The organism is Streptomyces sp. ActVer (assembly GCF_027270795.1).
In the GTDB taxonomy this organism is placed as follows: Bacteria; Actinomycetota; Actinomycetes; order Streptomycetales; family Streptomycetaceae; genus Streptomyces; species Streptomyces umbrinus_A.
Genome location: NZ_JAPWHT010000301.1, coordinates 1 through 12,919, shown reverse-complemented (window position 1 = coordinate 12,919; position 12,919 = coordinate 1). Strand labels below are relative to the sequence as shown.

Sequence of the window (12,919 nt, the reverse complement as noted above, 5' to 3'; positions counted from 1 at the left end):
GCCTGCGCCTGGGCCCGCCGGCCGGCGCCGGGCCCCCAACCGCCCTGCGCCTGGTACTGATTCGGATCAGGCATCGGCCGCGGATACGCCAGCGGCCCGGGCGCGAAGGGCTCCACCTGCTCGGCGCGGGCGAGTTGCGCGGTCCCGAAGGCCGGAGCCCGGCACCCCGCGGCCAGCAACCCCCGCAAGGACTCGACGCGCGCGTCCAACTCCTCGGTACGCCGCCTCGCGTCGGCCTCCCGCTGCTGCCGGTACGCGGCCTGATGCTCACGCCGGCTGCGCGCCAACTCCCGCTGCTGGAACCGCTGCTGCCGCTCGAACTCCCTCTCCTGCCGCGCCCGCTCCTCCACTTGACGCTGCTGCTGCCGCTGCACCTCGGCCCAGATCCCGACCAACCCATTGGAGCGACGACTCATGCTCTACAGGCCCTCCCCCACAACTCCGAGGCCCTGCCCCCGAACCCCGACCCCACAACTGACCGTAACCAGACGACTCTAGTCCGCAATCACCCACACGCCCATCCACCTGGCAGAGTGACCCGCACCCGGTGAACGCCCTCCAGCACGACCGCAGTGGACGACTCAGCCCGCGATCCGGTTCACCTTCGTCACCTTGCACGTCACTTTCTGCGCGACCTGGTCCTTACCGGCAGCCGTGGTCGTCACCTTCTGACCGGGCGCGACGGTCAGGGACAGGGCCGCTCCCTCGGACAGACGTGTTCCGTTCGGGGCCCTGAACTCGACCGTGACGCCGTACGTCGAGGTCTTCGAGCTGTGGTTGTGGATCTCAAGTCCGGCCGAAGGCAGCCGTGTTGCCGCATCGACGGTGCAGGACGTGACCCTCACGTCGGCCGACGGCGGATTCTTGGGGCTCTCGTCCGTCCCTGCCAGTGCGATCACCAGCACGACCACGACAACGATGATGACGACCACCGCGGCCAGAGCCCCGACGCAACCCCACAGGCACGCACGGCTCCGCCGCGGCTTCTGCGGAAGCCCGGCCATGGCTGCCCCCTCCGTAGCGGATAACGCCACGCTAGGAAGCCAGAAGGCATCGCGCGATCCAAGAGCGGCCGGCCAGGGGACGGCAGCCGCGCTCCGTGGGCGGCAGCAGCCCCCACCCCTCGCTACCGTCCCCGCCCCAGGGCGTCCACAACGCGCCCCAACGCCCCACCCACCTCAGCGAACGTGCCCGCTCGTCGCAGGGTCCTTCTTGACCGTCAGCGGGAGCAGCTTCTTGCCGGTGGGGCCGATCTGGATGGAGGTGTCCATCTGCGGGATAAGACCAACAGCAACTGACGCACCGGGAGTGGCTTTCAACCACCGCAGCTGGGTCTATTCAGGAGCCGCCGCCCTGTTCAGTAGCTGGCAGTGCGGTTGAAGCTGGTGATGTTGAGCTTGACGCCCTTCACGGTCTTGAGCGTTGTGGGGTACTCACCCCGGGCGGTCTGGCCGGGTTGCACGTTGGTCTCCAGTTGCGAACCGTTCGTAAGTCGGGTGCCGCTGGCGTCGACCGCCTCCCAGTCCCATGAGTAGTCGGACTTCTCGCCGCTGCTGTTCTTGATCGTCCAGGTGACCCAGATATTGGTGATACCGGCTTCTGAGCGGTCGTCCAGCTGGAAGCTCGTGAGGTCCGCTCGTTCCCCCCGGGGTTCCTGCGTCTTCTCTCGCGGCGTCGTGTCCGTAGTGGTCTTACTGGGCGCAGGTGCGGTGCTCTCATCGCCATCCCCCTGCGCGATCACCAGCACCACCACGACGATGACGATCACCGCGGCCAGGGCGCCACCGCACCCCCAGAGGCAGGCACGGCCCCGCGGCTTCTTCTGAGGCGGCCCAGCGGGAGACGTCCACTGCCCAGAGGGGGCAGCAGGACCGTTACCCCGACTTCCCCACCGCGGACCGTCGGCAGGCGGCTCATTTGTCGGCATGGCTGCCTCCTCCGTAGCGGATACCGCCACGCTAGGAAGCAAGGGCGGGCCTCGCGATCTGAGAGCAGCCACACAGGTGACACCGGCGCCGAGTACGGCTCTCCCCCGGCCGTCAGCCACCCTCAGACCCACTCCACCTCGGACTGGACAGTCGTCGAGCCTCCAGGAGGCGGCAGAGGCGTCCTCGGCACCTCCCGCACGATCCCCTGCCGTCCACCCCGAGCACCGAGCGCCCTCAGGACGGCAGCCACATCTTCCTCGCTGCCGTCCTCCCCCAGCGCCTCCGCGACCCGCCCCTTCGCCTCACACACGTCAGTGGGTGTGTCCGCTGGCCGCAGCATCCTTCTTGACCGTCAGCGGCAGCAACTTCTTGCCGCTGTTGCTTACTTGTGGCCAAGTATCCATCTGCGGGCAGACACCGCAGTCGAAGCAAGGCGTCCAGCGGCAGTCCTCGACCTCTGTCTCGTCGAGGGAGTCCTGCCAGTCCTCCCAGAGCCAGTCCTTGTCGAGGCCGGAGTCCAGGTGGTCCCAGGGGAGGACCTCTTCGTAGGTGCGCTCGCGCGTCGTGTACCAGTCGACGTCGACGCCGAAGGCGGGGAGCGTCTTCTCGGCGCACTGCATCCAGCGGTCGTACGAGAAGTGCTCGCGCCAGCCGTCGAAGCGGCCGCCGTCCTCGTAGACCGCGCGGATGACGGAACCGATGCGGCGGTCACCGCGGGAGAGCAGGCCCTCGACGATGCCCGGCTTGCCGTCGTGGTAGCGGAAGCCGATGGAGCGGCCGTACTTCTTGTCGCCGCGGATCTTGTCGCGGAGCTTTCCGAGACGTACGTCCGTCTCCTCCGCCGACAGCTGCGGCGCCCACTGGAAGGGCGTGTGGGGCTTCGGGACGAAGCCGCCGATCGACACCGTGCAGCGGATGTCGTTCTGGCCGGAGACCTTGCGGCCCTCGGCGATCACGTTCATCGCCATGTCCGCGATCTGGAGGACGTCCTCGTCCGTCTCCGTCGGCAGGCCGCACATGAAGTACAGCTTCACCTGGCGCCAGCCGTTGCCGTAGGCGGTGGAGACCGTGCGGATCAGGTCCTCTTCCGAGACCATCTTGTTGATGACCTTGCGCATGCGCTCCGAGCCGCCCTCGGGCGCGAAGGTCAGGCCCGAGCGCCGGCCGTTCCTCGTCAGCTCGTTCGCCAGGTCCACGTTGAAGGCGTCCACGCGGGTCGACGGGAGGGACAGACCGATCTTGTCCTCCTCGTACCGGTCCGCCAGGCCCTTCGCGATGTCGCCGATCTCCGAGTGGTCGGCCGACGACAACGACAGCAGGCCCACCTCCTCGAAGCCCGTCGCCTTCAGGCCCTTCTCCACCATGTCACCGATGCCCGTGATGGAGCGCTCGCGCACGGGGCGGGTGATCATGCCCGCCTGGCAGAAGCGGCAGCCGCGCGTGCAGCCGCGGAAGATCTCGACCGACATGCGCTCGTGGACCGTCTCGGCCAGCGGGACGAGGGGCTGCTTCGGGTACGGCCACTCGTCCAGGTCCATGACCGTGTGCTTCGACACCCGCCACGGGACGCCCGACTTGTTGGGGACCACGCGGGCGATACGGCCGTCGGCCAGGTACTCGACGTCGTAGAACGCCGGGATGTACACCGATCCCGTCTTCGCGAGGCGGAACAGGACCTCCTCGCGGCCGCCCGGCTGCCCCTCCGCCTTCCAGGCGCGGATGATGTCGGTCATGTCGAGCACGGCCTGCTCGCCGTCGCCGATGATCACCGCGTCGACGAAGTCGGCGATCGGCTCGGGGTTGAAGGCCGCGTGGCCGCCGGCCAGCACGATCGGGTCGTCCATCCCCCGATCCTTCGATTCCAGCGGAATCCCCGCCAGGTCCAGGGCCGTCAGCATGTTCGTGTAGCCCAGCTCCGTGGAGAAGGACAGGCCGAACACGTCGAAGGCCTTCACCGGGCGGTGGCTGTCCACCGTGAACTGCGGGACCCGGTGCTCGCGCATCAGCTCCTCCAGGTCCGGCCACACGCTGTACGTGCGCTCGGCGAGGACGCCCTCACGCTCGTTCAGGACCTCGTAAAGGATCATGACACCCTGGTTGGGCAGTCCGACCTCGTACGCGTCCGGGTACATGAGTGCCCAGCGGACGTCAGTGGTCTCCCAGGGCTTGACCGTGGAGTTGAGCTCTCCGCCGACGTACTGGATCGGCTTCTGCACATGCGGGAGCAGAGCTTCGAGCTGCGGGAACACCGATGCAGCGACTTCGGCAGACATCTCGCAAACCTTTGGTGGGGTGAGATCCGACAGGGGTGACCATCCAGCCTAACGTGCCGGGAGCCACCCCCCGTCCGCCGTCCGGAGCGGAGGTCGCCGCCGTCCGATGCGGAGATCCCCGCCGACCGGAGCGGAGATCGTCAGAGAAGCGTCCCGCTCCGGATCGTCTGCCACGCCCCCGGCAGGTCCGCCTCGACGCCGTCGGCGGCCCGCTCCTCACGCCCGTACAGCACCCCGTACGTGAAGGCGTTCTCCCCCGCCGCGTGCGCCTGGGTCGCGACGTCGCGCAGGGCCTCACGGGCCATGACGCTGTCCTGGTGCTCGCCGAGCAGGCTCTGGAGGGACTTCATGTCGCTCGTCAGGCTCTTCGCGGGTTTGCCGAGGGCGGGGGTGGCCGCCTCCGCCGAGTACCGGGTGCGCTTGGCCTTCTTGCGGGCCTCGTGGATCGCGAGGTCGCGGTCCGGGCCCGGCGGCAGCTCGATGGCCTCCGAGACCAGGCCGGACAGCTTGTCGAAGTCCTTGCGCACGGCCTTGGAGATCACCCTCTCCGGTTCGCCCGAGGCGGCCTTGAGCAGCGGTGGGGTGGCGAGGAAGGTGTCGAGGGCGGTGAGCAGGTCCAGGTACCGCCTGCCGTCGAGGACCGCGATCAGCCGGCGCCGGGAGCCGGAGCGGCGGGCGTGCGACCAGGTGCGGATCCGGGTGCGGACGGGCCCGGTGAGCTGGGCGCGCGGGAGTGCGTCGAGAGCGGCCGTGAGCCGGTCGGTCAGGACCTCCTGGTCGCGGTCGACGCCCAGTTCCCCGGCCAGCCACTTCAGCTCCTCGCCGATCGGGTCGGTGACGGCCCGGTCCAGGACCTTCCCGTACGAGCGGAAGGCGCTGCGCATCCGGCGGGTGGCGACGCGCATGCTGTGCACGGAGTCGTACAGGTCACGCCGGACGGCGGGGTCGAGCTCGATGATCGCGTCGCGCTGGACCCGGACGTACGCGAGGACGTGGTCGCCCGAGGTGACCGGAGCCGCCTCCACGACGGCCTGCTTGCGGGGCGCCTGGCCCGTCTCCCCGAGGGCCCTGGCCAGCTTGGACGCCGACTTCGAGCGGGAGACGCCGGCCTTGCGGAGCTTCTTCTCGACCTTGTCGAGAAAGGCGGGGTCGCCGTCGTCGGCCAGCTCGACCTCGATCTCGGTCCATTCGGCGGTGCCGTCGCCGCCGCTGAGCCGCTCGGCGTGTACGCGGTCGACGCTGACCTCGGCGAGCAGTCCCCCGGAGGCGTCGACGAGGTGGCGGATGTCGCGGGCCGACTGCAGCCGTACGACGGGGACCAGTTCGGCGTCGCGCACCCGGGAGCGGACGAGTCCGCTGAGCGCCCGGGGCACGGTGTCGGAGAGCGGGGCGTGGATCTCGTCCCGTACGCCCTCGGAGACCGGCAGTTTCAGGTGCCAGCCCGCGTCGTCGCCTCCGGTACGGCGGCGCAGGGTGAGCGACGCGGCGGCGAGCCGTTGATCGGGCGTGTCGTAGTAGGTCGCGTCGAGTTCGGCGACGCCCTTGTCGATGACGGCCGAGACGCCGGAGACCCGTGTCAGGTCCGGCAGGTCCGACAGTCCGGCGCTCTCATCGGCTTCGTATTTACGCTCGATCTCCCGCTTTGTGTCCGCCATGAACCGAATCTAGTCGCGAATCCGGTCCATGGGCAGACCCCGAAAGTCCGCTAGGCCGACATCGGCCGTTGGACTCGAATCGACTGCAGGAGGCCCACGGCGACCCAGACGGCGAACATCGACGAGCCTCCGTACGACACGAAAGGCAGTGGTAGACCCGCCACCGGCATGATGCCGAGGGTCATGCCGACGTTCTCGAAGGACTGGAAGGCGAACCAGGCGATGATCCCGGCGGCGACGATCGTGCCGTACAGCTCGGTCGTCTCGCGGGCGATGCGGCAGGCCCGCCACAGCACGATGCCCAGCAGGACCAGGATCAGTCCGGCGCCGACGAAGCCGAGTTCCTCGCCCGCGACCGTGAAGACGAAGTCCGTCTGCTGCTCGGGCACGAACTGGCCGGTGGTCTGCGAGCCCTTGCCGAGGCCGGTGCCGAAGAGACCGCCGGAGCCGATCGCGATACGCGCCTGGTTGGTGTTGTAGCCGACGCCCGCGGGGTCGAGCTCGGGGTTGGCGAAGGCCGCGAAGCGGTTGATCTGGTACTCGTCGAGGATCTTGAGCTGCCAGACCGCGATCGCGCCGAGGGCGCCGGCGCCGAGGAGTCCGAAGACCCAGCGGTTGGAGGCGCCGGAAGCGAGCAGCACGCCGAGCACGACGATCACCATGACCATGACCGAGCCGAGGTCGGGCATGAGCAGCACGATCAGTATCGGTACGGCGGCCAGGCCGAGCGCCTGAAGGACCGTGCGGTGGTCGGGGTAGGGCTTGTCGCCGGCGTCGACCCGGGCCGCGAGCAGCATCGCCATGCCCAGGATGATCGTGATCTTCACGAACTCGGAGGGCTGGAGCGAGAAGCCGCCGCCGATGACGATCCACGCGTGCGCGCCGTTGATGGTCGCGCCGAGCGGGGTCAGCACAAGGAGGATCAGGAGGACGGAGATCCCGTACAGGATCGGTACGGCCGTGCGCAGGGTGCGGTGGCCGAGCCAGACCGTGCCGATCATCAGGGCGAAGCCGATGCCCGTGTTGAGCAGATGCCGGAACAGGAAGTAGTACGGGTCGCCCTGGTTGAGCTCGGTGCGGTTGCGGGTCGCCGAGTAGACGAGGGCCGCGCCGATCAGGGAGAGCGCGATGGCCGAGAACAGTATCGGCCAGTCGAGTCTGCGGGCCAGCGAGTCGCGGGCGAACAGCCGTGACAGGCTGGAGCGTTCGGGCCCGTATCCGGAGACGGAGAACCCGTTCGAGCCGGTCATGTGAGCGTCCTCCGCCTCTTCTTCGGGCGGGCCGAGCGCCTTCGGGTGTCGCGGTTGTTGCCGGTGTTGGGGTCGGGCACGGTGGCGGCCGGGTCGTCACCGTTCACCGGCTGCTGCTGCCCCTCCTCGGAGGCCTGTTCCTTCTTGGCCGGGTACTTCTCGACCTTCGGGGAGTCGATCGAACCGTCGGTCTCGATCTTCGGGAGGCTCTTCTGCGGGTCGTAGAGCAGGGCCTTCTTCTTGTCGATCGCGCCGTCCTCGGAGACGCCGTACAGCGCGTTGTAGATGTTGCGCACGGCGGGGCCCGAGGCGCCGGAACCCGTACCACCCTGGGAGATGGTCATGACGACCGAGTAGTCCTTGGTGTACGTCGTGAACCACGAGGTCGTCTGCTTGCCGTAGACCTCGGCCGTACCCGTCTTGGCGTGCATCGGGATCTTGTCCTGCGGCCAGCCGCCGAACCGCCAGGCGGCCGTACCGCGGGTCGCGACTCCCGCGAGGGCACCGTTTATCTCGTCGCGCGTCTTCTGCGTCATCGGCAGCTTGCCGTGCGACTTGGGCTTGATCTCCTGGACGGTCTTGCCGTCGGGGCTGATGATCGCCTTGCCGACGGTCGGGTCGTAGAGGGTGCCGCCGTTGGAGATCGCCGAGTAGATCGTCGCCATCTGGATCGGGGTGACGAGCGTGTCGCCCTGGCCGATCGAGTAGTTGACGGAGTCACCGGCACGCATCCGGTTGCCTTCGAGGCAGTTCTCGTACGCGATCTGCTGGGCGTAGGAGCCGCCCTTCTTGCCGTACTTGCACCAGGCGTCCTTGTTGGCCTTCCAGTAGTCCTGCTTCCACTGGCGGTCGGGGACGCGGCCGGCGACCTCGTTCGGCAGGTCGATGCCGGTCTCCTTGCCGAGGCCGAACTGGTGGGCCGTCTTGTAGAACCAGTCCTTGGCGTTCTTCTTCGGCTTGGTGCCGCCGTCCCGCTTCCACTCCTCGTGGGAGAGCCGGTAGAAGACGGTGTCGCAGGAGACCTCCAGCGCGCGGCCGAGGCTGATCGGGCCGTACCCCTTGGACTCGAAGTTGTTGAAGACCTGGCCGCCGATGGAGTACGAACTGGAGCACTCGTAGGGGCCGTTGAAGGAGTAGCCCGCGTTGATCGCGGCGGCCGTCGGGATGACCTTGAAGACTGAGCCGGGGGCCGACTGGCCCTGGATCGCGCGGTTCAGGAGCGGGTAGTTGGAGCCCTTGCCGGTGAGCTTGGTGTAGTCCTTGCCGGAGATCCCGCCGACCCAGGCGTTCGGGTCGTACGACGGGTTGGACGCCATCGCGACGACCCGGCCGGTCTTGGCCTCCATGACGACGACCGCGCCGGAGTCGGCCTTGTAGTTCTCTCCGGTGTTGTCGTCGAACACGTCGCGGGCGTCCTTCATCGCCTCGTTCAGCTCGTACTCGGCGACGCGCTGGACGCGGGAGTCGATGCTGGTGACGACGTTGGCGCCGGGCTCGGCCTCGTCGCTCTTGGCCTGGCCGATGACGCGGCCGAGGTTGTCGACCTCGTAGCGGGTGACGCCGGCCTTGCCGCGCAGTTCCTTGTCGTACTCGCGCTCAAGGCCGGAGCGGCCGACCTGGTCGGAGCGCAGATACGGCGATGCGGTGTCCTTGGCCTTGGTGATCTCCTCGTCGGTGACGGGCGAGAGATAGCCGAGGACCTGCGCGGTGTTGGCCTCGCCGGGGGCGGCGTAGCGGCGGACGGCCTGCGGTTCGGCGGTGATGCCGGGGAAGTCCTCGGCGCGCTCGCGGATCTGCAGGGCCTGCTTGGCCGTGGCCTCGTCGGTGATGGGGATCGGCTGGTAGGGCGAGCCGTTCCAGCACGGCTGCGGCGTCTTCGAGTCGCACAGCCGGACCTTGTCCATGACGTCCTTGGCCTTCATGCCGAGGACGCGCGCGAGCTTGGTGAGGACGGCGTCGCCGTCGTCCTTCATCTTCAGCAGGTCGGTGCGGGACGCGGAGACCACGAGCCGGGTCTCGTTGTCGGCGATCGGCACCCCTCGGGCGTCCAGGATCGAGCCGCGCACGGCGGGGCTGACGACCTGCTGGACGTGGTTGCCGGAGGCTTCCTTGGCGTACTCGTCACCGTTGCGGATCTGGAGGTACCAGAGGCGCCCGCCGAGGGTGCCCAGGAGCGAGAGCACGAGGATCTGGATGACGACGAGCCGGATCTGGACCCGTGGGGTCCGGCCGGTCTCCGGGATATTGGTCACTGCTCCCCCTCCCTCAGCTCATACGGTGTGCTGTCGTCGTGAGAGCCCATCCGATGTGCAGTTGTTGTCGTGAGCGCCGCTCTCACAGCCGCTTGACCCCCTTGATGCGCCCCGCACGCGCGACGCGCGCCCTGGCCGCCTTGACTCTCAGGCCGCCTCGCTGGCTGCCGATGCTCAGGCCCGTCCCGGAGGACAGCCAGCCCGCGGTGACGTCGGGCTTCTTGCCGGAACCACCACCGCCGCCGCCTGCCTCCGCGAGCGGGTCGTTCTCGGCGCGCCGGGCCAGGGCCATGATCCCCGGCACGACGAACGGGGCGAGCAGCAGGTCGTACAGGGCGGCCGTGAACAGCAGGCTGCTCAGGCCCACGTGGCGGGCCGCGGTGTCGCCGACGAGGGCGCCCACTCCCGCGTACAGGAGGGTGGATCCGACCGCGGCGGCGACGACCACGGCCATCGGGCCGGTGGCGGACTTGAGCTGGCCGTGATCGGGTTTGGCGAGTCCGGCGAGGTAGCCGATGACGCACAGCACGAGGGCGTAGCGCCCGGCGGCGTGGTCGGCGGGCGGGGCCAGGTCGGCGAGCAGGCCCGCGCCGAAGCCGACGAGGGCGCCGCCGACGTGGCCGTAGACCAGGGCGAGGCCGAGCACGGTGAGCAGCAGCAGGTCGGGCACGGCGCCCGGCAGGTGGAGCCGGGCCAGGACACTCACCTGGATCACCAGGGCGACGACCACGAGGGTGGTGGAGAGCAGCATTCGGTTGAAGCGCATGGGATTCAGCTCCTACTTCCTACTGCTCTTGCTGCAGACCGTCGGCGGGCGCGTTCGCCGAGGGCGTGACCGTCACGGTCACGGTCGGCGTGGGCGTTGGCTCCGGTTTGGGCGGCAGCACGTCGTCACGTGGGTCCTTGCGCGGGGCCTGGACGACGACGCCGACGATGTCGAGCTTGGTGAAGGACACGTACGGCGTGACGTAGAGCGTGCGGGTCAGGTCGCCGCCGGAGGGGTCGACGCGGGACACGATGCCCACGGGCACACCGGGCACGAACGGCCTGTCGGCCTGGGATCCGAAGGTGACCAGCCGGTCGCCCTTCTTGATCTTGGCCTTGCCGTTGAGCAGCTCCACGCGCAGCGGGCGGTCGCCCTGGCCGGAGGCGAAGCCCAGCTCGTCGGTGGCCTCCATGCGCGTGCCGACCGTGAAGTCGGGGTCGTTGGCGAGCAGCACGGTGGCGGTGTTGGGCCCCACGGTGGTGACGCGCCCGACCAGCCCGTCCCCGTTCAGGACGGTCATGTCGCGCTTGATGCCGTCGTTCGCGCCGACGTCGATGGTCACGGTCCAGGAGAAGCCCTGGGCCGCTCCTATGGCGATGACCTCGGCACCCTTGATGCCGTACTGCCCGGCGCCGGCCGTCTTGAGGACCTTGTCGAGCTGTTTGAGGCGGCTGCGGTTACGGTCGTCGCTGCCCAGCTTCGCCTTCAACGCGGCGTTGTCACGCTCCAGTTGGGCGATGCGGTCGTGGCGGCCACCGGAGCCCTTCACGGCCTCGATCGCGTTGCCGACGGGGTCGACCGCGGAGGACACCCCGTCCTCGATCGGGCCGAAGACCGTGGCGGCGGCCTGCCGGGCACCGTCGACCGGCGAATCCTTGCCACCGCGGATGTCCACCGTGATCAAAGCGAACGCGATGGCGATCAGCAGCACCAAGAGCAGCCGGCTCTCTCGTGTGTCCCTCACGTGCGGCGGCCGTGCCTTCCTCGTCGAATACGTGTATGGCTCACCCGGAATATCCCCGGAGTGCGGACCCAGAAGTGCGGACCCACGGGCGGCGTTATGGGGGAGCTTATGCCTGAATACCAACGATCCGCCGTACGAGAAGGGATCATCCCGTACGGCGGAATCGAAGAGTTACGTCATCTGCGCGGCTGGGCGTCCAGAACCTGCTGGAGCGCCTCGAACTCCTCGACGCACTTGCCGGAGCCGAGCGCCACGCTGTCGAGCGGATCCTCCGCGATATGGATCGGCATGCCGGTCTCGCGACGCAGCCGCTCGTCGAGACCACGGAGCAGGGCGCCACCACCGGTGAGCACGATCCCGCGGTCCATGACGTCGCCGGACAGCTCCGGCGGGCACTTGTCGAGGGTGGTCTTCACCGCGTCGACGATGGCGTTGACGGGCTCCTCGATCGCCTTGCGGACTTCGGCGGCCGAGATGACAACGGTCTTCGGGAGGCCGGAGACCAGGTCCCGGCCGCGGATTTCGGTGTGTTCGTCATTGTCGAGGTCGTACGCGGAACCGATCGTGATCTTGATCTGCTCTGCCGTCCGCTCACCGAGGAGGAGCGAGTACTCCTTCTTGATGTGCTGGATGATCGCGTTGTCCAGCTCGTCGCCAGCGACACGGATGGACTGTGCCGTGACGATTCCGCCGAGCGAGATGACCGCGACCTCCGTGGTGCCGCCGCCGATGTCCACCACCATGTTGCCCGTGGCCTCGTGGACCGGCAGGCCGGAGCCGATGGCCGCGGCCATGGGCTCCTCGATGATGTGCACCTGGCGGGCGCCGGCCTGGGACGACGCCTCGATGACGGCACGGCGCTCGACGCCCGTGATGCCCGAGGGCACACAGACGACGACGCGAGGACGCGCGAGATAGCGCCGCTTGTGGATCTTCAGGATGAAGTAGCGGAGCATGCGCTCGGTGATCTCGAAGTCGGCGATGACACCGTCCTTCAGCGGGCGCACGGCAACGATGTTGCCCGGCGTCCGCCCGATCATCTTCTTCGCTTCCGCGCCGACCGCGAGGATGCCACCGGTGTTGGTGTTGATCGCGACGACGGACGGCTCGTTGAGTACGATCCCGCGACCCCTGACGTACACCAGCGTGTTGGCGGTCCCGAGGTCGACAGCCATGTCACGGCCGATGAACGACATTGAGTTCCCCATCAGGATTCGTCTGGCCTTCCCAAGTGGAGCTTTTGATGGCTTTTTAGGTCGGCGAGGGTGAGCGCTGTGACGTGAAGGCTTCCATCGTAGTCTCGCCTGTACGAACACCGCGCGAGGGTCTTCGCCATTGTGACCAGATGACGTGCCGCCCCGCTTCTGGAGACGGTCCATCGGGGGAACGCGTTCCCTCGATCGCCACGCATATGCCAACCGACAGCAGCCATTGTGCGCCGCTCCCAGGTCAGAAGCCCAGGTGCCTGACATGACATCAGAAGATTCTTGGTGGGGCGGGTTCTCGGTGGGGCGAATGGGTGGGTGGGTGATGAATAGGGGGTGACGGGGTGGGGCGACGGGGCCGGAGACCGGGCATGGGCTCGCCGGCGCGAGCTCGCTGGGCGCGGGCTCACCGGGCATTCGAGCCCCCTGGGCCCGGCGGCCCGGGCCTGCCGGGTCTGCTGGGTGCAGAACCGGTTCCCCGGGTGTGTCCTCCTGGGCGGAGGAGCCGGATCGGGGCTGCCAGGGGTGGGCCACCCACGGGACCTGGCCCTGGGGCCGCAGGGTCCTGAGGCGCGGGCCTGGGTCCTGAGGCGTGAGCCTGGAGCGTGGAGCGTGGAGCCTGGAGC

At 68.6% G+C, this 12,919-nt stretch carries 9 protein-coding genes and 1 pseudogene; all 10 read right to left on the bottom strand.

Annotated elements, in window-relative coordinates; all coding sequences use genetic code 11:
- A pseudogene (locus tag O3Q52_RS36035) lies at positions 1-416 on the bottom strand (restriction endonuclease); the annotation flags it as partial.
- Positions 417-581: 165 nt separating this feature from the next.
- Positions 582-1,004, bottom strand: a complete 423-nt coding sequence (locus O3Q52_RS36030; RefSeq protein ID WP_269652826.1) for a hypothetical protein — start codon at positions 1,002-1,004, stop codon at positions 582-584.
- 353 nt (positions 1,005-1,357) lie between these two features.
- Positions 1,358-1,768: a hypothetical protein gene (locus tag O3Q52_RS36025; protein WP_269652825.1), complete on the bottom strand. Its 411-nt coding sequence runs from the start codon at positions 1,766-1,768 to the stop codon at positions 1,358-1,360.
- A 471-nt stretch (positions 1,769-2,239) separates the two neighbouring features.
- Positions 2,240-4,201, bottom strand: a complete 1,962-nt coding sequence (locus O3Q52_RS36020) for a TIGR03960 family B12-binding radical SAM protein (protein WP_269652824.1) — start codon at positions 4,199-4,201, stop codon at positions 2,240-2,242.
- 140 nt (positions 4,202-4,341) lie between these two features.
- Entirely contained in the window at positions 4,342-5,856 is a 1,515-nt protein-coding gene (locus O3Q52_RS36015) for a CYTH and CHAD domain-containing protein (RefSeq protein WP_269652823.1), read from the bottom strand.
- A 50-nt stretch (positions 5,857-5,906) separates the two neighbouring features.
- Positions 5,907-7,106 (bottom strand): rod shape-determining protein RodA, encoded by a 1,200-nt coding sequence (gene rodA, locus O3Q52_RS36010; RefSeq protein WP_269652822.1) that lies wholly within the window; start codon positions 7,104-7,106, stop codon positions 5,907-5,909.
- A complete protein-coding gene (gene mrdA / locus O3Q52_RS36005) occupies positions 7,103-9,358 on the bottom strand; it encodes a penicillin-binding protein 2 (RefSeq protein WP_269652821.1) in 2,256 nt (751 codons plus the stop codon). The genes rodA and mrdA overlap by 4 nt, the downstream gene beginning before the upstream one ends.
- An 82-nt stretch (positions 9,359-9,440) precedes the next feature.
- On the bottom strand, positions 9,441-10,124 hold the full coding sequence (gene mreD, locus O3Q52_RS36000) for a rod shape-determining protein MreD (protein ID WP_269652820.1): 684 nt from the start codon (positions 10,122-10,124) through the stop codon (positions 9,441-9,443).
- Positions 10,125-10,143: 19 nt separating this feature from the next.
- Positions 10,144-11,088, bottom strand: a complete 945-nt coding sequence (gene mreC, locus O3Q52_RS35995; protein ID WP_269652819.1) for a rod shape-determining protein MreC — start codon at positions 11,086-11,088, stop codon at positions 10,144-10,146.
- A 176-nt stretch (positions 11,089-11,264) separates the two neighbouring features.
- Positions 11,265-12,284, bottom strand: a complete 1,020-nt coding sequence (locus O3Q52_RS35990; protein WP_037747701.1) for a rod shape-determining protein — start codon at positions 12,282-12,284, stop codon at positions 11,265-11,267.
- Positions 12,285-12,919: the final 635 nt, after the last annotated feature.